This is a genomic window from Sphingomonas anseongensis, assembly GCF_023516495.1.
Classification (GTDB): Bacteria; Pseudomonadota; Alphaproteobacteria; order Sphingomonadales; family Sphingomonadaceae; genus Sphingomicrobium; species Sphingomicrobium anseongensis.
Window position 1 is genome coordinate 999,779 of the sequence record NZ_JAMGBC010000001.1, and the last position, 25,633, is coordinate 1,025,411.

At 64.5% G+C, this 25,633-nt stretch carries 24 protein-coding genes and 1 tRNA gene; 9 read left to right on the plus strand and 16 right to left on the minus strand.

Annotated elements, in window-relative coordinates:
• Positions 1–8: 8 nt before the first annotated feature.
• Together rplK and rplA are read left to right on the plus strand one after the other, a co-directional pair.
• Positions 9–440, plus strand: coding sequence for a 50S ribosomal protein L11 (gene rplK, locus LZ519_RS05205; protein ID WP_249867657.1), 432 nt, complete (start codon positions 9–11; stop codon positions 438–440).
• A gap of 3 nt (positions 441–443) precedes the next feature.
• Positions 444–1,139 (plus strand): 50S ribosomal protein L1, encoded by a 696-nt coding sequence (gene rplA, locus LZ519_RS05210; RefSeq protein ID WP_249867658.1) that lies wholly within the window; start codon positions 444–446, stop codon positions 1,137–1,139.
• Positions 1,140–1,143: 4 nt separating this feature from the next.
• Here rplA and LZ519_RS05215 read toward each other — a convergent pair whose 3' ends face one another.
• Both LZ519_RS05215 and LZ519_RS05220 read right to left on the minus strand, forming a co-directional pair.
• Positions 1,144–2,175, minus strand: a complete 1,032-nt coding sequence (locus tag LZ519_RS05215) for a hypothetical protein (protein ID WP_249867659.1) — start codon at positions 2,173–2,175, stop codon at positions 1,144–1,146.
• Positions 2,172–3,239 (minus strand): metallophosphoesterase, encoded by a 1,068-nt coding sequence (locus tag LZ519_RS05220; RefSeq protein WP_249867660.1) that lies wholly within the window; start codon positions 3,237–3,239, stop codon positions 2,172–2,174. The genes LZ519_RS05215 and LZ519_RS05220 overlap by 4 nt, the downstream gene beginning before the upstream one ends.
• A 140-nt stretch (positions 3,240–3,379) precedes the next feature.
• Here LZ519_RS05220 and LZ519_RS05225 point away from each other — a divergent pair, with 140 nt between their 5' ends.
• The 3 genes from LZ519_RS05225 (at position 3,380) to rplL (ending at position 7,297) form a co-directional block, all read left to right on the plus strand.
• Positions 3,380–6,079, plus strand: a complete 2,700-nt coding sequence (locus LZ519_RS05225; RefSeq protein ID WP_249867661.1) for a M1 family metallopeptidase — start codon at positions 3,380–3,382, stop codon at positions 6,077–6,079.
• Positions 6,080–6,353: 274 nt separating this feature from the next.
• Positions 6,354–6,869 carry a 50S ribosomal protein L10 gene (rplJ, locus tag LZ519_RS05230; protein ID WP_249867662.1) on the plus strand — a complete coding sequence of 172 codons (516 nt, stop codon included), beginning with the start codon at positions 6,354–6,356 and terminating at the stop codon, positions 6,867–6,869.
• Positions 6,870–6,922: 53 nt separating this feature from the next.
• A complete protein-coding gene (gene rplL / locus LZ519_RS05235) occupies positions 6,923–7,297 on the plus strand; it encodes a 50S ribosomal protein L7/L12 (protein ID WP_249867663.1) in 375 nt (124 codons plus the stop codon).
• 75 nt (positions 7,298–7,372) lie between these two features.
• Here the strand turns inward: rplL and LZ519_RS05240 are convergent, their stop codons facing one another.
• The gene (locus LZ519_RS05240; RefSeq protein ID WP_249867664.1) at positions 7,373–8,773 is read right to left on the minus strand and encodes a hypothetical protein; all 1,401 of its coding nucleotides are present in this window, start codon (positions 8,771–8,773) and stop codon (positions 7,373–7,375) included.
• A gap of 50 nt (positions 8,774–8,823) precedes the next feature.
• Positions 8,824–9,156, minus strand: coding sequence for a DOPA 4,5-dioxygenase family protein (locus tag LZ519_RS05245; protein ID WP_249867665.1), 333 nt, complete (start codon positions 9,154–9,156; stop codon positions 8,824–8,826).
• Positions 9,157–9,411: 255 nt separating this feature from the next.
• Between LZ519_RS05245 and rpoB the strand changes: the two genes are divergently transcribed.
• Together rpoB and rpoC are read left to right on the plus strand one after the other, a co-directional pair.
• The gene (gene rpoB / locus LZ519_RS05250) at positions 9,412–13,578 is read left to right on the plus strand and encodes a DNA-directed RNA polymerase subunit beta (RefSeq protein WP_249867666.1); all 4,167 of its coding nucleotides are present in this window, start codon (positions 9,412–9,414) and stop codon (positions 13,576–13,578) included.
• Between the two features lie 55 nt (positions 13,579–13,633).
• Complete coding sequence (gene rpoC, locus LZ519_RS05255) at positions 13,634–17,911, plus strand: DNA-directed RNA polymerase subunit beta' (RefSeq protein ID WP_249867667.1); 4,278 nt, start codon at positions 13,634–13,636, stop codon at positions 17,909–17,911.
• 78 nt (positions 17,912–17,989) lie between these two features.
• Here rpoC and LZ519_RS05260 read toward each other — a convergent pair whose 3' ends face one another.
• The 4 genes from LZ519_RS05260 to LZ519_RS05275 form a co-directional block, all read right to left on the minus strand.
• Positions 17,990–18,133: an entericidin EcnA/B family protein gene (locus LZ519_RS05260; protein ID WP_249867668.1), complete on the minus strand. Its 144-nt coding sequence runs from the start codon at positions 18,131–18,133 to the stop codon at positions 17,990–17,992.
• A 156-nt stretch (positions 18,134–18,289) separates the two neighbouring features.
• A complete protein-coding gene (locus LZ519_RS05265) occupies positions 18,290–18,433 on the minus strand; it encodes an entericidin EcnA/B family protein (RefSeq protein WP_348539381.1) in 144 nt (47 codons plus the stop codon).
• An 81-nt stretch (positions 18,434–18,514) separates the two neighbouring features.
• Positions 18,515–19,309, minus strand: a complete 795-nt coding sequence (locus LZ519_RS05270; protein ID WP_249867669.1) for a thymidylate synthase — start codon at positions 19,307–19,309, stop codon at positions 18,515–18,517.
• 32 nt (positions 19,310–19,341) lie between these two features.
• A complete protein-coding gene (locus LZ519_RS05275) occupies positions 19,342–19,890 on the minus strand; it encodes a hypothetical protein (RefSeq protein WP_249867670.1) in 549 nt (182 codons plus the stop codon).
• Between the two features lie 85 nt (positions 19,891–19,975).
• Here LZ519_RS05275 and LZ519_RS05280 point away from each other — a divergent pair, with 85 nt between their 5' ends.
• Entirely contained in the window at positions 19,976–20,161 is a 186-nt protein-coding gene (locus LZ519_RS05280; RefSeq protein WP_249867671.1) for a DUF3606 domain-containing protein, read from the plus strand.
• On the opposite strand, the gene folE is transcribed toward LZ519_RS05280, so the two are convergent.
• The 8 genes from folE to LZ519_RS05320 form a co-directional block, all read right to left on the minus strand.
• Positions 20,158–20,769, minus strand: a complete 612-nt coding sequence (folE, locus tag LZ519_RS05285) for a GTP cyclohydrolase I FolE (RefSeq protein ID WP_249867672.1) — start codon at positions 20,767–20,769, stop codon at positions 20,158–20,160. The two genes, LZ519_RS05280 and folE, sit on opposite strands and share 4 nt — an antisense overlap.
• A complete protein-coding gene (locus LZ519_RS05290) occupies positions 20,766–22,082 on the minus strand; it encodes an FAD/NAD(P)-binding protein (protein ID WP_249867673.1) in 1,317 nt (438 codons plus the stop codon). Before LZ519_RS05290 ends, folE begins: the two co-directional genes overlap by 4 nt.
• Positions 22,075–22,338: a DUF6356 family protein gene (locus tag LZ519_RS05295; RefSeq protein WP_249867674.1), complete on the minus strand. Its 264-nt coding sequence runs from the start codon at positions 22,336–22,338 to the stop codon at positions 22,075–22,077. Before LZ519_RS05295 ends, LZ519_RS05290 begins: the two co-directional genes overlap by 8 nt.
• Before the next feature lie 20 nt (positions 22,339–22,358).
• A tRNA-Arg gene (locus LZ519_RS05300) sits at positions 22,359–22,435 on the minus strand.
• Between the two features lie 35 nt (positions 22,436–22,470).
• A complete protein-coding gene (locus LZ519_RS05305) occupies positions 22,471–22,878 on the minus strand; it encodes a DUF1178 family protein (protein WP_249867675.1) in 408 nt (135 codons plus the stop codon).
• Positions 22,875–23,702, minus strand: a complete 828-nt coding sequence (locus tag LZ519_RS05310) for a carbon-nitrogen hydrolase family protein (protein WP_249867676.1) — start codon at positions 23,700–23,702, stop codon at positions 22,875–22,877. Before LZ519_RS05310 ends, LZ519_RS05305 begins: the two co-directional genes overlap by 4 nt.
• Positions 23,699–23,956 carry a glutaredoxin 3 gene (gene grxC, locus LZ519_RS05315; protein ID WP_249867677.1) on the minus strand — a complete coding sequence of 86 codons (258 nt, stop codon included), beginning with the start codon at positions 23,954–23,956 and terminating at the stop codon, positions 23,699–23,701. The genes LZ519_RS05310 and grxC overlap by 4 nt, the downstream gene beginning before the upstream one ends.
• A gap of 8 nt (positions 23,957–23,964) precedes the next feature.
• On the minus strand, positions 23,965–24,702 hold the full coding sequence (locus tag LZ519_RS05320; RefSeq protein WP_249867678.1) for a ComF family protein: 738 nt from the start codon (positions 24,700–24,702) through the stop codon (positions 23,965–23,967).
• Positions 24,703–24,746: 44 nt separating this feature from the next.
• Here LZ519_RS05320 and LZ519_RS05325 point away from each other — a divergent pair, with 44 nt between their 5' ends.
• Positions 24,747–25,538 (plus strand): methyltransferase domain-containing protein, encoded by a 792-nt coding sequence (locus tag LZ519_RS05325; protein WP_249867679.1) that lies wholly within the window; start codon positions 24,747–24,749, stop codon positions 25,536–25,538.
• The last annotated feature ends 95 nt before the right edge of the window (positions 25,539–25,633 follow it).

A 25,633-nucleotide genomic window follows, 5' to 3' on the forward strand; every position in this document is an offset into this window, starting at 1 on the left:
AGTGAGACATGGCAAAGAAAATCACCGGCTACATCAAGCTGCAGGTGCCCGCGGGCATCGCCAATCCGTCGCCGCCGATCGGCCCGGCGCTTGGCCAGCGCGGCGTCAACATCATGGAATTCTGCAAGGCGTTCAACGCCGCGACGCAGGAACTCGAAAAGGGCTCGCCGATCCCGACGGTCATCACCGTCTATGCGGACCGGTCGTTCTCGTTCACCACCAAGACCCCGCCCGCGTCCTTCCTTCTGAAGAAGGCGGCCCGGATCCAGAAGGGCTCGAGCGAGACCGGCAAGTCGTCGGCCGGGACCATCAAGCGCTCGCAGCTTCGCGAGATCGCCGAGACCAAGATGGCCGACTTGAACGCCAACGACCTCGACGCCGCGTCGAAGATCATCGAAGGCTCCGCCCGCGCGATGGGCCTCACCGTGGTGGAGGGCTAAACCATGGCACTTTCCAAGAAGCAGAAGGCGCAGGCCCCGACCGTCGATCGCGACAAGTTCTACGCGGTCGATGAGGCCATTTCGCTGGTCAAGAAGAACGCCACGTCGAAGTTCGACGAGACAGTCGAGCTGGCGCTGAACCTCGGCGTCGACCCGCGCCACGCCGACCAGATGGTCCGCGGTGTCGTGTCGCTTCCCAAGGGCACCGGCAAGGACGTCCGCGTCGCGGTCTTCGCCAAGGGCGACAAGGCTGACGAGGCCAAGGCGGCCGGTGCCGACATCGTCGGCGCGGAAGACCTGATGCAGACCATCCAGGACGGGACCATCGACTTCGACCGCGTGATCGCGACCCCGGACATGATGGGCGTCGTCGGGCGCCTCGGTAAGGTCCTCGGCCCCAAGGGGCTGATGCCGAACCCGAAGCTCGGAACCGTCACAATGGACGTCAAGAAGGCGGTCACCGACGCCAAGTCGGGCCAGGTCGAATTCCGCGTCGAAAAGGCGGGGATCGTCCATGCCGGGATCGGCAAGGCGAGCTTCCCCGAAGCCGACATCCGCGCCAATTTCGACGCCTTCATGGACGCGATCGTCCGCAACAAGCCGACCGGCGCCAAGGGCAAGTTCGTCAAGAAGGTCTCGCTGACCTCGACGATGGGCCCGGGCGTCAAGCTCGACCTCGAGGGAATCCCGGGCGCCTAGGGCGCTACAGGCAGCTCTTGAGCACCTTGGCCTTCAATATGTCGTTGGAGGCGATGTCGGCGAAGAAGCTGTCGAGGAACTGGGTAGCCCGGGCGGCGGTCTTCGGATCGAGCCCGGGCGTCGAGGTCAGCGCTGCGTAGACCTGCGGCCGCTGGCTCCGCATCTGCACCGCGACCGCATAGGCCTCGCCGTTGTGAGCGCAGTATCCGCGGTACAGCCGCTGGCGAACGTTCGCGATCTTCAGGACGTCGGGCGGCGTCGCATAGGGCGCGTTGACCAGGCCTGAAAAGTCGAAGTCGTAGGGGATCGGGATCACCGCGGCGGCGACCCCCCTCGCCGGTGCAATCATCTTGGCGTTGTGGCAGCAGGCCTCGCCCTTCGGCCCCGCCCGCATCGACCAGTCGTGGTTGGCGATCATGTGCTGGAACAGGGCGTAGAGCGCAGCGTGGCGGGTGCTGAGCGCCGTGATCGGGATGATCTCCGGAAGCTTCGCCTCCTGCATCCCGTTGCGCCTCGCGACGTCGCCCAGGTCCTCGATGAAGAAGCCGTAGCGGAGCCCAAGCGACCGGCCGTTGTCGTCGACATAGTCGATCTGCGCCAGCCGGACCCGGAAGCTCGCCGGGCTGAGCACGTTGAGCATCCGGTACGCGGCATATTCCAGCAGAACATATTGCTGGAACGCCGGCGCCGCCTTGCAGTGGGTCACGAGCTTCAGCGACTTCTGCCCCGAAAAGGGGGAGTCCGCCGGCGGGTTCGTGAAGCGGACCTTGAGCGGCGGGAACTGGCAGATGTCCGACGCCCGGCGGGTGATCCCACGAGTGGTGAGCGTGATCGGCAGTTGCTCGGTCGTTCCGTCCACCGTCAGCGTGGCCGGCCTCGGGTCCTCGGCGCGGTTACGAACGATGGTCGACAGCGGTCCCTTGATCGTCAGGCGGAGAACGTCCGGCGAGGAGAACAGCGGCCTTTCGCCAACGGCTGCGGCGGCGGGCGAAACAAGTGCGATGGCCAAAAGCCAGAGCAAAATCCTGCCCATCATTCTTCCCCTTTCGCAGCAGCCGAGGAGCGCGGAACCACGTGCGGGACCAGCCGGTCGCCGACGATCTCGAGATAGCTCGGCGGGCCGCCGTAATAGCGCGAGTTGCCGGTATCGATCGTCACCAGCCGCCCGCCGTAGAGGATCTGGATGCCCTTCAGGTTGGGCGTGTGGCCGACGATGATCCGCTTCGCTTCGTATGCTTCGAGCACCGTCGGCAGTTCCTGCGAAATCGGCGTTCTCGCCGCGCCCACCGCCGGAATTTGCGTGACCTTCGGATCGCGAGTGATCAGCCCCCGGTACCACAGGGGCCCGAGCGGATCGGTAAGGATGGAATCCCCGGAGCGCTGCACGGTCTTCAGGGCGCTGGCGACCTGGCGATTGATCTCGTCGATCGGGCGCTTGGAATATTCGACGCTGATTCCGCCATGGACGAACAGGTTGCCGTTGACGATGGCGACGGCGGGGTTGCGGATGACCCACTGGCCGATCTCGCCCTTAGGGCTCCACGCCAGGCGCTGTTCTACCCAGCCGAGCGGAGTGGACTTCACCCAAGCGTCGTGGATGGCCGGCGCAGTCATCTTCGGATCGGAGGCGCGGTACTTGGCTTCGACTTCGCCTTTTCTCGCCTGGTATAGCCGCTCCCGAAGCGCAGCGGAGTCCGCGTTCGCAAAGGCTGCGAAGTCGGCCGGCGTCGTGTAGCGAAGGTCGCCGGTGATGTTCATCGCCTCGTGATTTCCGACGAGGACGATCACCTGCCCGCCCTGCTTTGGCGCCTCCTTCTGGAGCTGCATCAGGTTGTGGAGGATTCCGAGCGAATCCGGGCCACGATCGACGACATCGCCGACCTGGACGAGCGTCGTTCGTCCCCCGCTCCAATGACCTCGGGAGTCGATCAACCCGGCGGCTCCGGCAATGTCGCGCCAGACCCCTAGATCGCCGTGAAGGTCGCCGACAGCGACGATGCGCGCCGGTGGTGGCGAAGGCGGAGGAGCAGCCAGAGCCGGCGCCGCCGCGACCATTGCAGCGGCAGCGAGGCGAACCATCCTCCACACACGCAAAAGCATCGGCAGCTCCCCGGCCAGCCCGCGCCGATGGGGCGCCAGGACGCCCCTTTTGTCAACAAGCGGGCGGCGTTCGTCGAATGCAGGCGTGACTCTCCGGCCGCTAACTTTAGGTAGCCCGACGCAGTTCAGAAGGAATCCCCATGAGGCTCATCCCCGTCTTGCTCGCTTCGGCGGCATTCGCTTTCGCAGCGCCTGTTGCCGCCCAGGTCCAGGCCGACACGGTCGATACCAGCATTCCGACCCAGCTTCCGAGGACGGCGGTTCCGCATCATTATGCGGTGACAGTCACTCCGCACGCGGATTCGATGACGTTCGACGGAACGGTTTCGATCGACCTCAACGTCGTTCAGCCGACCCGGGAGCTGACACTGAACGCGGCGGACATGAGCTTCGCAAAGGCCACGCTGACTCGTGCCGGAACTGCGCCCCTCGATGCAAGCGTCGCGATGAATGCTGACGCGCAGACGGCAACTCTCACCTTCCCGCGCCAGCTTGCTCCCGGCGCCTATCGGTTGACCATCGCCTATTCCGGCAAGATCAACACCCAGGCGAACGGGCTGTTCGCGCTCGATTACAAGAACCCGCAGGGCGCCCAGAAGCGGGCGCTCTTCACCCAGTTCGAGCCGTCGGACGCCCGCCGTTTCGTGCCGAGCTGGGACGAGCCCGATTACAAGGCGACGTGGGACGTGACAGCCGTTGTCCCCGCGGGCGACATGGCCGTCAGCAACATGCCGGCGGCCCGTACCGAGCCACTGAGCGGCGGCACGAAGCGCGTGACGTTCGCACGGACCCCCCAGATGTCGAGCTATCTCCTCTTCTTCGGCGCCGGCGAGTTCGGCCGGATCACAAAGATGGCGGGCAAGACCGAGGTCGGAATCGTCATGGGGCGGGGCAATGAGTCCAAGGCCCAGACGGCGCTCGACGCCGAGGCGCAGATCCTCCCTTATTACAACGGCTATTTCGGCGTGGATTACCCGCTTCCCAAGCTCGATAACGTCGCTGGGCCGGGCCAGTCGCAATTCTTCAGCGCGATGGAGAATTGGGGCGCGATCTTCACCTTCGAACGGGTTCTGCTCGACGACCCTGCGGTGACCACCGAGTCCGAGCGGCAGGCCATTTTCGGCGTCGAAGCGCACGAGATGGCGCACCAGTGGTTCGGCGACCTGGTCACCATGGCCTGGTGGGACGATCTGTGGCTGAACGAGGGCTTCGCAAGCTGGATGGCGACCAAGGCCACCAAGCATTTCCACCCCGATTGGGGAGCGGAGTTCGACGCGATCGGCGCTCGCGAATCCGCGATGCGGCAGGATTCGCTGACCACGACGCACCCGATCGTCCAGCATGTGCGGACCGTCGAGCAGGCCAACCAGGCGTTCGACAGCATCACTTATTCGAAGGGTGAGTCCGTCATCTCGATGCTGGAGGGCTATGCCGGCGCCGACGTCTGGCAAAAGGGCATCCAAGCTTACATCCGAAGGCACGCGTATCAGAACACGCGGACGGACGACCTGTGGCGGGCGGTCGAACAGGCCGGAGCGACCGGCCTCACTCAAATGGCCCACGACTTCACGCTGCAGCCCGGAGTGCCGCTGATCCGCGTCGGCGCTCCGACCTGCGAGAATGGCGTCACGCACGTCATGCTGCTGCAGGACGAGTTCTCGGTCGACCGGAAGCCCGGATCGTTCCAGCCGCTCGGCTGGCACGTCCCCGTTCGTGCGATGACGCTTGGCGGCAAAGTCGCGACGGTCGTGACCCAGGGCCGCGACACGCGGCTGGAGGTCCCGGGCTGCGGGCCGTTGGTCGTGAACGCCGGCCAGACCGGCTATTATCGAAGCCTCTACCAGCCGGCGGTCGCGCAGCAGCTTCGCGCCGGGTTCAACAGCCTCGATTCGGTCGACCAGTTTGGCCTGGTGGAGGACCAGGTGGCGCTATCGTCGGCCAACTACCAGCCGATGGGCGTGGCTCTCGACTTCGTCAGTGCGATCCCGGTCAACGCCCGTCCCGAGCTAATCGGGCTCGGCCTTGGCCAGTGGGACAATTGGTACGAGCTGTTCGACGGCGACGCAGCCAATCAGAAGCGGATCGCGGCAATCATCGAGCAGCGCTACGCGCCGGTGCTCGCGCAGATCGGCCTGGTACCCAAGCCTGGCGAGAAACCGACGGTCTCCACCCTTCGCCCGCAGCTGATCGGAACGCTCGGCCGAGTCGGCGACCCGGGAGTCACCGCCGAAGCTGCCAGGCTGTTCGCGGCGATGCAGACAGATCCGAACGCTGTTCCAGGCGGGCTGAAGCGCGCATGGCTCGCACTTACGGCGCGCAACGCCGATGCCGCGACCTGGGAGCAGATCCAAGCGATGGCGCGCAATGCCTCCAGCGCGACCGAGCGGCAGAACCTCTATTCGCTGCTCGGCTCCGCCAAGGACGAAGCGCTCGCTCGCCGGGCGCTGGAGCTGGCGCTGACCGATGAGCCGGGCAAGACGGTAAGCGCCGGCATGATCAGCTCCGTATCGAACCGGCATCCCGAACTCGCGCTCGACTTCGTGATGACCCACTGGAACCAGGTGTCGGAGCTGGTCGACGCAACGTCGCAGTCGCGATACGTCGCCCGCCTCGCCTCCGGAAGCGACAAGGCCGATACGGTGGGCAAGCTGCAGGCCTATGCGAACCAGCATATCGCGGCGAGCAGCCGCAAGCCGATCGACCAGGCGGTCAGCACGATCAAGGCTCGGCTGGAAAGGGAGCCGCGGGTGAAGTCGCAGGTCGCCCAGTGGCTTCAAACGCATGGGACGGCACCGGCTGCTACTGCTCCCACTGTCGGCGCCGCGCCCGAAAGAGGTTGATCGCGCGAGGGAAAACGGTATAGGCGCGCCCTTCGCATCGGCTTCGGCCGGTGCAGCCGTCCGAGACAGTTGCTGGGGCCTTGCCCCTTAATTTGCAGCCTAGACGGGGACAGGAATCACCGAAGCGTCTCTGGCGCTTCGACGTGCGTTGCTCCTGGAGCGGCGCCATCGATCCAACTCCCCACGGACATTCGCGTTTCGCCGCGGCCTCGGCTGCTGCGGGACATTGTTTGGTCCCCATCGAACGTGTTCGGTGGGATAATTTGGAGTTGGCATGGATCGTTCGCAAAAAGCCGATCTGGTCGACCAGCTGAAGCAAGTCTTCACCGAGACGAGCGTCGTCGTGGTGACCCGCAACCTTGGGTTGTCGGTCGCTCAGTCGACGGATCTGCGGCTGAAGATGCGCGACGCCGGCGCCCAGTTCAAAGTTGCGAAGAACCGGCTCGCACTCATCGCCCTGGACGGGACTCGCTACCAGCCGATCGGCGACCTTCTCAAAGGTCCGACGGCTCTCGCTACCTCGTCCGATCCCGTCGCGGCCGCCAAGGTCGCGGTGGATTTCGCCAAGACGAACGACAGGCTCGAAATCGTCGGCGGAGCGATGGGCGACACCGTGCTCGACGTCGAAGGGATCAAGGCTCTCGCCGCGCTCCCCTCGCTCGACGAGCTTCGGGCCAAGATCGTCGGGCTCATCCAGGCGCCTGCGAGCAAGATCGCTCGCACCGTCAACGAGCCGGGCGCGCAGCTGGCGCGGGTCTTCGCGGCCTATGGGGCCAAGGAAGCCGCTTAAGTTTCTTTGTTTTCAACGCACTTGGGGCGAGTCCCCGCACAGGAGTTTGAATAATGGCTGACATCAACAAGCTGGTCGACCAGCTGTCCGAACTGACCGTCCTCGAGGCCGCCGACCTGGCGAAGGCTCTCGAAGAGAAGTGGGGCGTTTCCGCCGCCGCAGCCGTTGCAGCCGCTCCGGCTGCTGCCGCCGCTGCCGGCCCGGCCGCCGAAGAGAAGACCGAATTCGACGTCATCCTGACCGGCGACGGCGGAAAGAAGATCAACGTGATCAAGGAAGTCCGTGCGATCACCGGTCTTGGCCTCGGCGAGGCGAAGGCTCTGGTCGAGGGCGCCCCGAAGGCCGTCAAGGAAGGCGTCAACAAGGACGAAGCCGAGAAGATCAAGAAGCAGATCGAGGATGCCGGCGGAACCGTCGAGCTCAAGTAGGCTTCTGCGAGATTCGCGGGTGTCTTGAAGCATTCGCGGATGGGAAGGGCGGCTCCGCAAGGGGTCGCCCTTTTTCTATCTGCGGACGTGGATCACCGCATATTTGTCGGCATAGGCGCGGCGCCAGTTGGGGTCGCGGTCCAGCACCGGGACCAGCAGCCCCGACGGGTGAAGGATGGTCCAGCGGATATTCCACCGCTTCACCGCCTCATTGAAGCGCCGGGCGTCGCCGCGCTCGATCGCGTGTGCGTCGGCGGTGAAGTCATCGCCGTACATGTCGGCGCGGCCGTCGATGAACGGCGCGATTCCGTGGAGGATGAGCGCTCCCCCGAAATCATAGGAATTGAGCACCGCCTGCGACCTAAGCGGCTGCGGTACCGATGCGATGGCCTGTCCCGGATAGACGGGCGTGTCCCTGTGCGGCAGCGGAGCGGCGAGGCGGACTGCCCCAACCAGCAGGAGGGCGAGGACGGCGGTCACCGCCACCGCTCGCCGTGGGGCCCTGTCCTGCGCCGGCGCCCTGTGCGCGAGCGACGGGGCGACGAGGAGGAGGGACACGATCCCGAACAGCGCCTGGTGCCGCGCATGGGTCAGCGCGAGATAGAAGAGCGCGGCGATCAAGAGCAGGCGTGTCAGCGGGATCCGAGCGCGGCTGGCGACCACCGCGACCGCTGCAAGGGACGTCATTGCGAAGAACAAGGGGTCCTTCGACAGGCTGCTCGGCCGCCACTCGTTGATCAGCGGCAGAATCTTCATCGAACTGACCTGGAACGCATAGAGCACGCCCTGCAATCCGGTCGGGTTCACCAGCGTCAGGAGCAGCGACAGGAGGCCGAACGCGCCCCAGCGAAGCACGACGCTTGCCCGGTCCTTTTCCTGAAGGAGCGCTTCGAGGGCGAAGAAGGGGATCATGACCAGCCCGAAGACGAAGCTTGCATGGAGATTCGCCCAGACGAGCATCAGCAATGAAGCGGCGAGCGGTGGCGCCGTCCGGCGCTCGCGGGCGTGGAGAAGCAGCAACGTCCACAAGGCGACGATCGGCCAGGCGAGGACGTGCGGCCGGGCGAGCAAAGACGGCTGGAGAAGCACGAAGAGGAGCACGAGGGCGGCGACGGCATGGAGCGGCCGGACGAAGCGCCTGAGGTGGAATCCGGCAAGCGCTAGCGTCAGTCCGACCGCGCCGCCGAACAGGACCGCAACTCCCGCCCACGAAGCGGCCGCGAAGGCTGAGGCCATCAGGACTTCCGCGAGCCATTCGTGCGCCGTCCAGGCCTGGCCGCGGGCGCTGAACGAAAATGGGTCGGTGGTCGGGACCGTCATGTGGTCGAGGACCCAGCGGCCGGCGCCTAGGTGCCAGTAGGTGTCGCCGTCGTTGAACAGCAGCGGTGCGAAAGCGACGTAGGCGAAGGCGAGGAAGATCACGGCGACCAGCGGCCAGCCATCCCACTTCAGCGCTGCTGCCGGCTTTCCGTCCACGCCACCCCCGCCAAGCGTCTTAGGAGTCGACCCGGAGCCGCGCAATATCGCTAGGCGGACGCGTCGAAGATCGACAGGTCCAACGTTTCGCTTTCGCCGAACCAGATGACGTGGCGGGTATGGTCGGCGAGATCTTCGCCGGTGTTGGCATGGGCGAAGATGGTTAGGTCGCCGCGGTTGAGTACTAGCCAGCGAGCGACGTCGCCGAACTGATCGGCCGGGACCGTGAGCTGCACGCTTCCGCGCGGGTGCGGGCCGACGGGTCCGAGGTGGTAACGCCCGACGCGGACGGAGAACCGGCGGTGGGCCTCCTCGCCTAGCGCCCTCGCCTTCTCGATCTCTTCGGCGTCGAAATAGATATGGGCGTGGAAATCGCGGATCATCCGCTTCCCCTACTACCTCTTGCGCCAAAGCAGGAAACGCCTATATCGGGCAAATCCAACACATATCGGCTCTGGCCGCACCTTGTCGTGCGCCCGGAGCCTTTCCCGTCCTCTCCGGGACAGGGCCCGAAACGGCGCACGGGCTCAACGCATTGGAGAGGGTAAGCGGGACAAGCGCTCCATTTCAGTTCCCGGCAAGTGCCGGGATTCACTGGGCACCGGCTCGACCGGTGAACAGACAGCGCAGGGAAGATAATGGCGACAAAAGCGATCGACGCTCCGGCCTCCACGATGGGCCGAGCCACCGCCGCGCGGCGGATCCGCAAGATTTTCGGAAACATTCACGAAATCTCGGAAATGCCGAACCTCATCGAGGTCCAGCGCGAGAGCTATGAGCAGTTCCTCCGGTCCGACCCGGCGATCGGCTATGTGTCCGGTCTCGAGAAGACCCTGCGCTCGGTGTTCCCGATCGAGGACTTCGCCGGCACCGCCCACCTCGACTTCGACCATTACGTCCTCGAGCACCCCAAGTTCGACACCGACGAGTGCCGCCAGCGCGGCCTCACCTATGCCGCGCCGATGCGCGTCACCCTGCGCCTGACGACGTTCGAGATCGACCCCGACACCGAGGCCCGCTCCGTCATCGATATCAAGGAGCAGGATGTTTACATGGGCGACATGCCGCTCATGACGCAGAACGGCACCTTCATCATCAACGGCACCGAGCGAGTGATCGTCAGCCAGATGCACCGGTCGCCGGGCGTCCTGTTCGACCACGACCGCGGCAAGACCCACGCCAGCGGCAAGTATCTTTTCGCCGCGCGGGTGATCCCGTACCGCGGCAGCTGGCTCGACTTCGAGTTCGACGCCAAGGACATCGTCAACGTCCGCATCGACCGCAAGCGCAAGCTTCCGGTCACCGCGCTGCTTCACGCGCTTGGCCTGACCAGCGAGGAAATCCTCAACACCTTCTACAGCACCGTGGTCTATGGCCGCGGCAAGAACGGCTGGCAGATCCCCTACCTCGCGGAAGCGTGGCGCGGGCAGAAGCCGATGTACGACGTCGCCGACGCAAAGACCGGCGAGATCATCTTCAAGTCGGGCGAGAAGATCACTCCTCGCCGCGCCAACCAGGCGGCGAAGGACGGCCTCAAGAACCTCGTCATCCCGACGGAGGAAATCTTCGGCCGCTTCTCGGCTTACGACCTGGTCAACGAGAAGACCGGCGAGATCTACATCGAGGCCGGCGACGAGGTCAGCGAGGAAAATCTCGCGAAGATGGACGCGGCGGGGATCAAGACCCTCGAGCTGCTCGACATCGATTACGTCAACACCGGTCCGTGGATGCGCAACACGCTGAAGGCGGACAAGTCTGAAGACCAGGATTCGGCGCTTGCCGACATCTACCGGGTCATGCGCCCCGGCGAGCCGCCGACCCGCGAGACCGCGGACGCGCTGTTCTATGGCCTGTTCTTCGACCCTGAGCGCTACGACCTCTCCGCGGTCGGCCGAGTGAAGCTCAACATGCGCCTCGGACTCGACGCTCCCGACACGGTCACCACCCTTCGCCGCGAGGACATTCTCGCGGTCGTCCAGGAATTGGTGAACCTGAAGGACGGCAAGGGTGAGATCGACGACATCGACAACCTAGCCAACCGCCGGGTCCGCTCGGTCGGCGAACTCCTCGAGAATCAGTACCGCATCGGCCTGCTTCGGATGGAGCGCGCCGTGAAGGAGCGGATGAGCAGCGTCGACGTGTCGACGGTGATGCCGAACGACCTCATCAACGCGAAGCCGGCGGTCGCCGCGGTTCGCGAATTCTTCGGCTCGTCGCAGCTTTCGCAGTTCATGGACCAGACCAATCCGCTTTCGGAAGTCACCCACAAGCGCCGCGTGTCGGCGCTCGGGCCGGGCGGCCTGACCCGCGAGCGCGCGGGCTTCGAGGTCCGCGACGTCCACCCGACCCACTATGGCCGGATCTGCCCGATCGAGACTCCGGAAGGCCCGAACATCGGCCTCATCAACTCGCTCGCCAGCTTCAGCCGGGTGAACAAGTACGGCTTCATCGAGACCCCGTACCGCAAGGTTGTGGACGGAAAGGTGACCGACGACGTCGTTTACCTGTCGGCCATGGAAGAGGCGAAGCACACGATCGCCCAGGCCAACGCCGAACTGAACAAGGACAAGACGTTCGGCGAGGAGATCGTCTCCGCCCGCCGCAACGGCGACTTCTTGATGGCTCCGCGCGATCAGATCACCCTGATGGACGTCAGCCCCAAGCAGCTAGTGTCGGTCGCGGCCTCGCTGATTCCGTTCCTGGAGAACGATGACGCGAACCGCGCTCTGATGGGATCGAACATGCAGCGCCAGGCGGTGCCGCTTCTCCAGGCCGAGGCGCCGCTGGTCGGCACCGGAATGGAAGAGACGGTTGCCCGCGATTCCGGTGCTGCCATCGCCGCCCGCCGCTCGGGCGTGATCGACCAGGTGGATGCCGGCCGTATCGTCATTCGCGCGACCGGCGATCTCAACCCGGGCGAATCCGGGGTCGACATCTACACGCTGATGAAGTTCCAGCGATCGAACCAGAACACCTGCATCAACCAGCGCCCGCTGGTGAAGAAGGGTCAGACGGTCGAGGCCGGGCAGATCATCGCCGACGGCCCGTCGACGGAGTTCGGCGAGCTCGCGCTCGGCCGGAACGTGCTCGTCGCGTTCATGCCGTGGAACGGGTACAATTACGAGGACTCGATCCTGATCTCAGAGCGGATCGTGAAGGACGACGTCTTCACCTCGATCCATATCGAAGAGTTCGAGGTTATGGCCCGCGACACCAAGCTCGGGCCTGAGGACATCACCCGCGACATCCCCAACGTCGGCGAGGAAGCCTTGCGCAACCTCGACGAGGCGGGAATCGTCTACATCGGTGCCGAGGTCGAGCCGGGCGACATCCTGTGCGGCAAGATCACCCCAAAGGGCGAAAGCCCGATGACGCCGGAGGAAAAGCTCCTCCGCGCCATCTTCGGCGAAAAGGCTTCGGACGTCCGCGACACCTCGCTCCGGTTGCCGCCGGGCGTTGCCGGCACGGTCGTCGAAGTCCGGGTCTTCAACCGGCACGGGATCGACATCGATGACCGTACCCGGGCGATCCAGACCGAGGAAAAGGAGCGTCTGAAGAAGGACGCCGACGACGAGCGCGCCATCCTCAACCGTGCGACCTTCGCACGCCTCAAGGAGATGCTCCTAAAGCAGACGGCGACGGCTGCTCCCAAGGGCATCAAGAAGGGCGCGAAGATCGACGCCGAAACGCTCGAGGGGGTGCAGCCGCACGAGTGGTGGAAGATCGCGGTCAAGGACGACAAGCGCCAGGCCGACATCGAGGCCCTCAAGGCCCAGTATGACGAGGCCGCCAACACGATCCTCCGGCGCTTCGAAGACCGCGTCCAGAAGATCGAGGCCGGAGACGAGCTGGCTCCGGGCGTGCTCAAGATGGTCAAGGTCTTCGTCGCGGTGAAGCGCAAGCTTCAGCCGGGCGACAAGATGGCCGGCCGCCACGGAAACAAGGGCGTCATCAGCCGGATCCTTCCTTCGGAGGACATGCCGTTCCTCGAGGACGGGACTCCGGTCGACATCGTGCTCAACCCGCTAGGCGTGCCGAGCCGAATGAACGTCGGGCAGATCTTCGAGACCCACCTTGGCTGGGCAGCCCGCGGTCTTGGCCAGCAGATCCAGGCAATGCTCGAGGGAATGCACGAGCGCGGCAAGGATTTCGCCGACAAGGACGTCAAGGCGATCCGGACGAAGATCAAGGACATCTACGGCAAGCATTATGCCGCTGAGATCGACGCCCGAAGCGATGAGGATGTCATGGAGATGGCATCGGCCCTGACCCGCGGAATCCCGATGGGCACTCCGGTGTTCGACGGCGCTCGCGAACCGGACGTGACCGAGATGCTCAATAAGGCGGGCCTCGACCCGTCGGGGCAGGTGACGCTGTTCGACGGCCGTACCGGCAATCCGTTCGATCGCAAGGTGACGGTTGGCTACATCTACATGCTGAAGCTTCACCACCTCGTGGACGACAAGATCCACGCCCGCTCGATCGGCCCGTACAGCCTTGTCACCCAGCAGCCGCTGGGCGGAAAGGCGCAGTTCGGCGGACAGCGCTTCGGCGAAATGGAGGTCTGGGCTCTCCAGGCCTACGGCGCCGCCTACACGCTGCAGGAGATGCTGACGGTCAAGTCGGACGACGTGATCGGCCGGACCAAGGTCTACGAGGCGATCGTCAAGGGCGACGACACGTTCGAGGCCGGAATTCCGGAGAGCTTCAACGTGCTCGTGAAGGAAATGCGCAGCCTTGGCCTCAACGTCGAGCTGGACAGCGTCCAGACCGAAGACGAACCGCCGGCACTCGCAGCCGAATAAGCTTCAGATACCCACCCCACCCCCTCCCTCGAAGGGAGGGGCAGGAGTTGCAAGAATGAATGAACTGACCCCCTTCGCAAACCCGGTCGCAAAGCCGGAAACGTTCGACCACATCCGCATCGGGATCGCGTCCCCGGACAAGATCCGAAGCTGGTCGTTCGGCGAGATCAAGAAGCCGGAAACCATCAACTACCGGACCTTCAAGCCGGAGCGCGACGGCCTGTTCTGCGCCCGCATCTTCGGCCCGATCAAGGACTACGAGTGCTTGTGCGGCAAGTATAAGCGCATGAAGTACAAGGGAATCGTCTGCGAGAAGTGCGGTGTTGAAGTCACCGTCTCGAAGGTCCGGCGCGAGCGCATGGGCCATATCGAGCTGGCCGCTCCGGTCGCTCACATCTGGTTCCTCAAGAGCCTTCCGAGCCGCATCGGCCTGCTGCTCGACATGCAGCTCAAGCAGCTCGAGCGCGTGCTCTACTTCGAAAGCTATGTGGTCCTCGAGCCGGGCCTGACCCCGCTCGAGAAGCTCCAGCTCCTCACGGAGGACGAGCTGCTCGAAGCCCAGGACGAATATGGCGAAGACGCCTTCTCTGCCGGTATCGGCGCCGAGGCGGTCAAGCAGATGCTGATCGACCTCGACCTCGAGGGCGAGAAGGAAGCGCTCCTCAAGGAGCTTGCCGAGACCAAGTCCGAGCTCAAGCCGAAGAAGATCATCAAGCGGCTCAAGGTCGTCGAGAGCTTCCTCGAATCCGGCAACCGTCCCGAGTGGATGATTTTGGACGTCGTTCCGGTGATCCCGCCCGAGCTTCGCCCGCTGGTCCCGCTGGACGGCGGCCGCTTCGCGACGTCCGACCTCAACGACCTGTATCGCCGCGTCATCAACCGAAACAACCGTCTGAAGCGGCTGATGGAGCTTCGCGCCCCGGACATCATCGTCCGCAACGAGAAGCGCATGCTTCAGGAAGCGGTCGACGCCCTGTTCGACAACGGCCGTCGCGGCCGCACGATCACCGGCGCCAACAAGCGTCCGCTGAAGTCGCTGTCCGACATGCTCAAGGGCAAGCAGGGCCGCTTCCGGCAGAACCTGCTCGGCAAGCGCGTCGACTATTCGGGCCGTTCGGTCATCGTCACCGGTCCGGAGCTCAAGCTCCACCAGTGCGGTCTTCCGAAGAAGATGGCGCTCGAGCTGTTCAAGCCGTTCATCTACTCACGCCTCGACGCCAAGGGCCTCAGCATGACGCTGAAGCAGGCGAAGAAGTGGGTCGAGAAGGAGCGCAAGGAAGTCTGGGACATCCTCGACGAAGTCATTCGCGAGCACCCGGTCCTCCTCAACCGTGCGCCGACGCTTCACCGTCTTGGCATTCAGGCGTTCGAGCCGGTCTTGATCGAAGGCAAGGCGATCCAGCTTCACCCGCTGGTCTGCGCCGCCTTCAACGCCGACTTCGACGGCGACCAGATGGCCGTTCACGTCCCGCTGAGCCTCGAGGCCCAGTTGGAAGCGCGCGTGCTGATGATGAGCACGAACAACATCCTGTCGCCCGCGAACGGCAAGCCGATCATCGTGCCGTCGCAGGACATGGTTCTGGGTCTCTACTACCTCTCGATCGAGAAGGAGGGTGAGCCCGGTGAAGGCATGATGCTGTCCGACATGGCCGAGGTCCACCAGGCCCTGGCAGCCGGAGCCGTCACGCTTCACACCAAGATCACCAGCCGAGTCCCGCAGACGGACGAGGACGGCAACACCTACATGAAGCGCTTCGAGACGACCGCCGGGCGGATGCTGCTGGGCGAGACTCTTCCGAAGAGCCACAAGGTGCCGTTCGAGACGGTCAACCGGCTTCTGACCAAGAAGGAGATCGGCGACGTCATCGACATCGTCTATCGCCACACCGGCCAGAAGGAGACGGTGCTGTTCGCCGACGCGATCATGCAGCTCGGCTTCCGCCACGCGTTCGCCGCCGGAATCTCGTTCGGCAAGGACGACATGGTCATCCCGACCGAGAAGGTGAAGCTGGTCGACGACACCCGCGCGCTCGTGAAGGATTACGAGCAGCAGTATCAGGACGGCCTGATCACCCAGCAGGAAAAGTACAACAAGGTGATCGACGCCTGGTCCCGTTGCGGCGACCAGGTCGCGACCGCGATGATGAAGGAAATCTCGGCCACTCCGGTGCTCGAGAACGGCCGCCAGGCGGACGTCAACTCGATCTACATGATGGCCCACTCTGGCGCTCGTGGTTCGCAGGCGCAGATCAAGCAGCTTGCCGGCATGCGCGGCCTCATGGCCAAGCCGTCGGGCGAGATCATCGAGACTCCGATCATCTCGAACTTCAAGGAAGGCTTGACCGTCCTTGAATACTTCAACTCGACCCACGGCGCCCGCAAGGGCCTGGCCGACACGGCGCTCAAGACGGCAAACTCGGGCTACCTGACCCGCCGCCTGGTCGACGTCAGCCAGGATTGCGTGATCGTCGAGGAGGATTGCGGCACCGACCGAGCGCTTGAGATGCGCGCGATCGTCCAGGGCGGCGCGGTCATCGCTTCGCTCGCCGACCGGGTCCTCGGCCGAACGACCGCGGAAGACATCGTCGATCCGAAGTCGGGCGACGTGATCATCCCCGAAGGCTCTCTTCTCGACGAGGCGATGGTCGCCCAGATCGAGGAGATCGGGATCCAGGGCATGAAGATCCGCTCCCCGCTTGTCTGCGCGTCCACCCAGGGCGTGTGCGGCAAGTGCTACGGGCGCGATCTTGCGCGGGGTACTCCGGTCAACATCGGCGAAGCGGTCGGGGTCATCGCGGCCCAGTCGATCGGCGAGCCGGGCACCCAGCTGACGATGCGGACCTTCCACATCGGCGGCGCGGCGCAGCTCAACGAGCAGTCGAACCTGGAGGCGCCGGTCGACGGCACCATCGAGCTTCGCGACATGCCGACGATCCAGGACCCGCGCGGACGGCACGTTTCGCTGTCCCGTTCGGGCGAGATCGCGATCCTCGACATGGACGGGCGCGAACTTTCGACCCATCGCGTTCCTTACGGCGCTCACCTGCTGTGCGAGACCGGCCATATCGTCACCCGCGGCGACCGCGTCGCCGAGTGGGACCCGGCCTTCAGCCCGGTCATCACCGAGACCGGCGGCACGGTTAAGTACCAGGACCTAATCGAGCAGCGCACGCTGACCGAGCAGGTGGACGAGTCGACCGGAATTACCCAGCGTGTCGTCACCGAGGACACTGGCGGCCGTTCCAAGAAGGACAGCCTCCACCCTCGGCTCACGCTGACGGGCTCCGGCGCCAAGGCGAAGGAAGCGGGCGTCTACCGGCTTCCGGCCGGGGCGATCATCGCCATCGAGGACGGCCAGCAGGTCGAGGCCGGCGAGGTTCTCGCCCGCCTTCCTCGCGAAGCGGCCCGTACGCGCGACATCACCGGCGGTCTTCCGCGCGTCGCGGAGCTCTTCGAGGCGCGCAAGCCGAAGGAGAATGCGATCATCGCCAAGGTGTCGGGCAAGGTCACCTTCCTTCGCGACTACAAGGCGAAGCGGAAGATCGCGATCGTTCCCGAGGATGGTGGCGAGCCGGTCGAGTATCTGGTCCCGAAGGCGAAGCTCATCGAGGTCCAGGAAGGCGATTATGTGAAGCGCGGCGACAATCTCGTCGGCGGTTCACCCGATCCGCACGACATTCTGGAGGTTCTCGGGGTCGAGGCGCTCGCCGAATATCTCGTGAGCGAGATCCAGGAGGTCTATCGACTCCAGGGCGTGAAGATCAACGACAAGCACATCGAGGTGATCGTTCGCCAGATGCTGCAGAAGGTCGAGATCACCGAGAGCGGCGACACCACTCTGCTTCCGGGCGAGCAGGTCGATCGTGAGGAGATGGATGCCATCAACTCGAAGCTCGAGAAGAAGCAGAAGCATGCGGAAGGCAAGCCGGTGCTGCTTGGCATCACCAAGGCCTCGCTGCAGACCCGAAGCTTCATCTCGGCTGCCTCGTTCCAGGAAACGACGAGGGTACTCACCGAGGCTTCGGTCCAGGGCAAGATCGACACGCTCAACGGCCTCAAGGAGAATGTCATCGTCGGCCGCCTTATCCCGGCGGGTACCGGCGCCGGCATGAACCGCCTGCGCGTCAGTGCGACCTCCCGCGACGCGGCGCTTCGTGCGCAGCAGCGCAAGATCCAGGAATCGCTGATCGCTCCTGAGACTGCTGCTGAGGAACATGCGGCCGAATTGGCTGAAGGTCCCGAAGCCGCAATCCACGCCGATCCGCTCGATGCGGTGACCCCGTCGGGTCACGGCCTCGACGCCGACGCGGGCGATTACCTGCAGGAAAAATAAGCCGGGCCATCCGCCACGGCCAATGGAAAAGGCCCCGCCGGCACATGCCGACGGGGCCTTCTTTCTGTCAGCCGACGCTTACTTGCAGCGACCGGTATTGATGGTGTTCTCGGTGCAGTTCGCGACCGAATTCACGTCCGCCGCGGCGCCGCGGACGGTGTTGCAAGCGGCAACCGCAAGGCTGCCAACAACGACTGCGCTGATCACAAAAGCTCGAAGCATTGTCCCACCCTTCCTTTCGACTACGAAACGACAATGCAATCATGTTGAGCCTATGTCGACTGTCCCTCCGATGAACCGAATCCCTGCTGCGACGGCTGGCAGAAAAAAGCCCCGCAGGGGATGCCTGCGGGGCTTCTTGAACGGCTATCGGCAAGCCTAGCAGTTGCCGCCGTTTATCGCGTTCTCGGTGCAGTTCGCGACCGAATTGACGTCGCGAGCGGCGCCACGAACGGTGTTGCACGCCGCCGTCGCAAGCGCGGCGCCCACGATGAGCACAGTAGCGATCTTCTGAAGCATCATTTCTCTCCTCGCCTTAGGCACTCGAAACGCGGCAGGAATGAATCGGGTCCGTTCGACCCGACGCGCGATTGCCACGAGTAGTCAAACGGCCACGGGCGCGGAAATGTGCGGGTGCGGGTCGTAATTTTCGAAAAGGAAGTCTTCCGGCTCGTAACTATCGATCGTCTGGCCGCGGTCCTTGAGGACAAGCTGCGGAAGCGAGCGAGGTTCACGGCCTAGCTGGAGCCTCACCTGCTCCATATGGTTCGAATAGATGTGGCAGTCTCCGCCGGTCCAGACGAACACGCCCGGCTCCAGCCCGCATTCGCGCGCGAGCATGTGCGTCAGCAGCGAATAGCTGGCGATGTTGAACGGGACGCCCAGGAACATGTCCGCGCTGCGCTGGTAAAGCTGGAGGTTGAGCCGGCCCCCCGCCACCTGCGTCTGGAATAGGCAGTGGCACGGCGCGAGCGCCATCTTGTGGATCTCGCCGGGGTTCCAGGCGGTGACGATCTGCCGGCGCGACGAGGGATCCCTCTTGATGAGGTCGACCAGGTTCGCGATTTGGTCGATGTGGCGGCCGTCGCTGGTTTCCCAGTCGCGCCACTGCTTCCCGTAGACGGGACCAAGGTCGCCCTTCTCGTCCGCCCACTCGTCCCAGATCTTGACGTTACGCTCCTTCAGCCAGGCGATGTTCGTGTCGCCGCGAAGGAACCACAGAAGCTCGACGATGATCGAACGAAGGTGGAGCTTCTTGGTCGTGAGAAGCGGAAAGCCCTTTTGAAGGTCGAAGCGCATCTGCGCTCCGAAATAGGTGAGGGTTCCGGTCCCGGTGCGGTCCGACTGCGGCACGCCTTCGTCGAGGATGGTCTGCAGCAGGTCGAGATATTGGCGCATCGCCAGCGACCCTAATTGCGCCCGGGATAAACTCAACCGGCCTCGTAGCTGCGGATCGCCTCCTCATATTCCGAACGCTCGTCGTCCAGCCGCTGTTGAGCTTTGTCGCGCTCGCTTTCGTGGCGTTGCTTGAGGTCGCGCAGTTTGCGCTCGAGAGTCTCCTGCTGCTTCTCGAGGTTCCTAATTTCGCCTTCCTGCCGCTTTTCAATGCGGTCGAGCGCCTCCTGTGCCTTCGCGAGCGCAGCCCGGCTCGGCTTGGGCAGGCGCTTCTTCGACCGCGTCGGGACAATCTCCGGCTCCTGCGCTTTCCTTCGCTTCGGCGTTTCCTGAGCTTCCAGGGCTGCCAGCTGCTCGGCCGCGGTGCCTCGAAGCACCTTCACGACTTGGCCGGGATTCTCCAGCGGCACCTTGGTGAGTTTGGCGTCGGTCACCTGCTCCGCGATCCCGCGCCCAAACAGGTTGGTGTCCGCGCCCCAGGCTTCCAGCGCTGCCTTCTGGCTCGGCGCCGCGACGAAAGCGTCGTGAAAGCCGATCGGAGTCCGGTAGACCTTGAGCTTCTGCCTGCGTTTGGGCGCCGCCATGGCCCGGTAAACGCGCTTCGGCCGCGTTGGTCGCGCGAGGAACGCAGCCGAAGCGGGACGCGTTTGAGTCTCAGAGGAGGTTTCTATGTCAGACGATAAATCGAATGTCGGCGGGTCGGATCGGTCACGCGTCGCGGGCGACCAGGATTATGAGCTCGACCATTTCGCGCGCAAGCATGGGATCAGCCGCGAGCAAGCCCGGGCGCTGATCGAGCAGCACGGCAACGATAGGGCGACGCTCGACGCCGCCGCGGAAGCCCTGAACAGCTAGTAGCCCATAAGGGCGAGGACCTCGCGCCGGCTGCGCTCGTCCTCGCGGAACGTGCCCATCATCCGGCTGGTGGTCATCATCACGCCCGGAGTATTTACTCCGCGCGCCGTCATGCACGAATGGCTAGCCTCGATGACCACCGCCACGGCCTTCGGCTCCAGATGAGTCCAAATGCAGTCGGCGACCTGGGCCGTCAGCCGCTCCTGAACCTGAAGCCTGCGGGCATAGCCGTGCAGGACTCGCGCCAGCTTGCTGATCCCGACCACCTTGTCTCTTGGTAGATACGCGATCGCGGCCTTGCCGATGATCGGCGCCATGTGGTGTTCGCAATGCGATTGGAACGGAATGTCCTTCAAAAGGACGATCTCGTCATAACCGCCGACCTCGTAGAAGGTGCGGCTGAGGTGGACCGCCGGGTCTGACTGGTATCCGGCAGAATATTCCGCCCAGGCACGCGCTACTCGCTTCGGCGTTTCCAGGAGTCCTTCGCGATCGGGGTCGTCCCCGGTCCAACGGATCAGGGTGCGGATCGCCTCCTGCACGTCATCGGGCACCGGCAGCTTCGCCGGCTCTTCGTAAATATCGCCGTTGTCGGGCGTCGGGCTCATTGTCCAAGCTCCGTTGCAATGTCTTCGGCCACCGCTGCGGCCTGGTGCCGGATGTCCGGCACCGCGATGATTTCCCAGTAGCGGCCCTTGGTTAGAGTCCCGAGAGCCCAAAGACGTTCCCCCGGCGCTGCCCGGCAGCGCTCGTCGACCGCAAGGCCGATGGATAGCTCATCGGGCACGACCAGGCCGCCGTCCAGCAGATGCCGAAGGAGAGGCTCCGCGGTCCGGCCGATGTCACCGAGCGGGCCGGTGCAGTTGAAGACGTAGCCGAAGCGCTGTGGCGAATCGGCTTCCGCCTTCCCGCGCCTGCGGATCGCGACGTCGACACCTCCATCGTACGCTTCAACCGTCGCGACGCGGCCCGCGACGATCTCCAGGCGACCATCCGAAACGAGCTGGGCGATCCTGGCGGCGACCTGGGGCGCTATCCGATGGCGGTGAATGTCCCACCACGGACGGCCGTTGCGAAGGAAGCGTCGCTTCTCTTCGTTCGAAAAGGTCTGCCAGATTCGATGGCTGTGCGGCCGCAGTGAATCGATCGCGGACCGCCAGTCCACATTCGCGCTGCGATTTCGAAGCCATTTCGCGAATTCTCGAACCTTCAGCTGCGGAAGGTTCTCCCACTGCACGGGCGCAGGATCATGCAATCCAGCGGCAAGGGGAATCTTGCCGCGGCGGGAGACGGCAACGATCCTTCCGCGATGATCCGTCCGGTCCAGCGACAGGACAACGTCGACCATCGTCAGGCTCGTGCCCACGATTATGATGTCGTCGCTGCTCGCCGCGGCCTCGGAAATCGCGGATCGAGCACGCTTTCCCCACGGATTGTCGATCAGATGGGCGCCGGCCAGTTTCGCAAATGGCAGTTCCGCCGGCGGCTGGTTGCCGATCGCGAGGACCAGTGCGCCGGCTTCAACACTATCCCCGCCTTCCAGCCGGACTTGCCAACCTTCCACATGTCGCTTCGCTTCGACGGCGCGATTCTCGATGAGCTGCACACAGCCGCTCTCGATCGCCTGGTCGAGGATCGAGCGAAGATAGCGGCCGTACCTGCGCCGCTCCGCGAACTCGTCCGGCTCTGCTCCCTCGGTCCTTGCAAAATGTCCCGGATCGTCGGCCCAGGCACCCATGTTGTTCGCGCGGATGTTGAGAAGGTGAGCCGGTTCGATCGTCGAATAGGCCGCGCCCTGCCCCGCCTGCCCGTTCGCTTCGATCAGGACTGAACGAATCCCGCGCCGCGCGAGGTTCGCCGCCACCATCGTCCCGGAAAAACCGCCGCCGACGATGGCGACCGGCGTGCGCAGTTCAGGCATCCCGCTTCGCGTTCAACTTCTGGATGTGATCGTGCATCCGGATGACGGTCGTCGAAGCGGTTTCGCCGAAGATTCCCGGTACGACCGCGTGGATCAGCGCGGCGATTCCGGCCCCAATGAGCTGTAGGCCGACCTTCACCGCGCCTGCGCCGTGTCCGGCCCAGCTCATATCGAGAGAACGGGGATGTTCGAGGAACAGGCGGTCGACGATGCCCCCTTGCGACTCTTCGAGCTTCCGCTGCTTCGTCGTCGCCATTGCCGATCCCTCCGAAAAAATGGTGACCCCGACAGGATTCGAACCTGTGGCCCTCAGATTAGGAATCTGATGCTCTATCCTGCTGAGCTACGGGGTCGCCTTGCTGTCGAATAGGGACGCGGAGGCGTTTCTTCAATTCACTTGGTTGGGCGGAAGCACCGGAAGCGGCAACGGAGCAACCGGGATGCCATCGTCGATGAGTGTCTTCGCCTCAGCGGCCGTCACATTGCCGTGAACCGGCCGCGGGTCCGCTTCGCCTTCGTGAATGGCGCGCGCTTCATCGGCAAAGCGGTCGCCGACCCACTCGGAATTCTCGAGCATCTTGGCCTGCAGCGCCGCAAGCTTGGCGAGCGAAGGCGCTTCGCCGGACGTCCGTGCAGGCACGTGGGGAGCCATTGGTGCCTTGGCGACGCGCGTAGACTGGCAGACTGGGCACTGGACCAGGCCCCGCGCCTTCTGCGCTTCGAAATCCGCGTTGGAATCGAACCAGCCTTCGAAGACGTCGCCCCTGTCCTGGCACTTGAGATCGAAGACGATCACCTCGACACCGCCTCTCCCACCGGGCGCCGGTGGTCGATCGCCGGGATTCGCCGGCGAATGTCAGCGACTCTGCTCACATCAATCTCTGCAAGCCCGACGCCGACACTGTCGCGAAGGTCCGCGGCTATGGTCCCCCACGGGTCGACGACGAGCGAATGGCCGTAGGTTTCGCGGCCGTCCTCGTGCCGGCCGCACTGCGCGGCGGCGACGATGAACACGCCCGCCTCGATCGCGCGCGCGCGCAGAAGGATTTCCCAATGGGCTCTGCCGGTCGGAACGGTGAACGCGGCGGGCACCGCAACCACCTCCGCCCCGGCATCCGTAAGGCGCTGGAAAAGCTGCGGAAAGCGAAGATCGTAGCAGATAGTGAGGCCGAGCTTGCCCACCGGCGTTCCAGAGACCACCACAGCGTCCGAGCCGCCGCGATAGATGTTGGATTCGCGCCAGGTCTCGCCCGTCGGAAGGTCGACGTCGAACAGGTGGATCTTGTCGTAGGTTGCGCGGATTTCGCCGTCCGAATCGATGACGAAGCCGCGATTGGCGAACTTGCCCTCCTCCGCAAGCACTGCGAGCGAACCAAGGTGAAGCCAGATTCCCCGGGCCTTGCATGCCTCCCGGCACGCTGCGAGCACTGGGTCGTCCTCTTCGGTCCGGACGTTGTGCCGGGCACGACTGGCGTCGCGGTCGAGAAGCCCGGACATTTCGGGCGTGAACAGCATCTCCGCTCCGCCATCCGCTGCGTGGGCTATCGCCTTGACCAGCGCGTCCGCGTTGACGGCCGGGTCGATGCCCGTCCTCGACTGGAAAAGTGCAATCCGGGTCACGCGGCCAGCCATTCGCTGAGCTTGCCGTCCCGCTCCAGCTCGTAAAGTTCAGTGCATCCACCGACGTGCCGACCGTCGATGAAGATCTGCGGCACGGTCATCCGGCCTTTCGCTCGCTGGATCATCTCTTCGCGCTTCGGGCCGCCGCCGTCGATCACATATTCCTCGAAATCCACGCCCTTGGATTCGAGGAGGTGACGGGCGCGCACGCAAAAACCGCAGAAGGTCTTGGTGTAGATTTCAACTTTCGCCACAATCGTCCTCAGGCATCCACTTGTGTCGGGCGGATTACGCGCGCCCAGCTTATCAGGTCCACTCCCTCCGCGCCTGCTTTCCTCAGCGCTCGGGCGCAGGCGTCGGCGGTGCTCCCGGTGGTCAGCACATCATCGACAAGAACCACGGTCCTGCCGCGAAGCTCCGCCTTCGAATTGGCGCGAAAGGCCCCGGCGACGGTTCGGCGCCTCTGGCGCATGCTGAGGCCCTTCAGCGGCGGCGTCGCCCGAACCCGCTTCAGCGCGTCGACCGAAAGCGACATTCCAGTCTGACGTGCCAACTCCTTAGCGACCAGCGCCGACTGGTTGAACCCGCGGCTCCAGAGGCGGGACCGGTGCAGGGGCACGGGCACGATCAGCGCTCCCGAAGGCAATTCGGCAAGCATCGGCCGCATGTAGCGCGACATGGTTCGCGCGAGGCCGACCTTGCGGCCATATTTGAGCTTCAGTGCGATCGATCGGCTGATCTCGCCATAAGCGACGGCGGCGCGCATCCGGTCGAGGCGCGGCGGCCTGGCCAGGCAGGCGCCGCAAATCTCCGCTTCCGTTGCCTCCAGCGGAATTCCGCACCGCGAACAGCCACCCTGGAGGAATTCGAGGCTCCGCCAGCAGGCGATGCAGAAGCTGTCGACTTCATCGACGATGGTTCCGCAGCCCCCGCAGCGAGCGGGAAGCCCGAAGTCGAGGAGGAAGCGGAAAAGCCGATAGGCCGCTGGGCGCAATTGCATCGCCTGTCTTGTCGCGCAGTGGCCGCCGACGCACAAGCGGCGCGATGCCTTCCCCGCCCGAACTTTTCGACCTGAAGCTTCGCTCGCTGAGACGCGACCGGGCGGCTCGGACCGGGGTTGCGCTGTTCCTTTACGATCGCAGCTTCGATGACGTCCTCGAACGGCTTGCGGGCATAAACCGAAGCTTCTCGTCGGCGTTGCTAATCGGGGCTCCCGACCCGCAATGGGTGCAGCGTCTCCGCAACGTCACGGACAGCGTAATCGTGATCGATCCTGGCGCAGCATTCGCGTTGGCTTCAGGCGGAGACCGGGCAAACGAGGAAGAACTGGACCTCGAGCCACGCACCTTCGACCTCATCATCGCAATCGGCACGCTGGACACCGTCAACGACCTACCCGGGGCGATGCTTCGGCTGCGTTTCCTCTTGAAGCCGGATTCGCTCCTGATCGGAGCGATCGCCGGAGGCCAGACAATGCCCAGGCTTCGAAGCGCGATGCGAGCGGCCGACGCTGTCTCCGGGGCTGCCAGCCCGCACATCCACCCGCGAATCGAGCCCGCCGCACTCGCCCAGCTGCTGGGCGCCGCGGGGTTCGCAATGCCGGTAGTGGACGTGGACCGGGTGAGCGTCGCCTATAGGTGCCTTCGCACGCTCGTCGGCGACCTTCGCGCGATGGGCGCCACGAACCTGCTCACCGCGCGGTCGCGAAGGCCGTTAACGCGCAAGGCAATCGAGGCGGCCGAGGCCGACTTCACAGCGGCCGCGGAAGACGGCCGAACCGTCGAAACCTTTGAAATCCTGCACTTTGCAGCCTGGAGCCCGCCCGAGCGACCTTGAGATGGATGAGGCGCCGTTAACCGCCTTACCCTCAAAACTTGTTAACCTCCCGTCACTATTAGTGCCGGAGTGGACGTGGACCAGAGGAGGGTGGC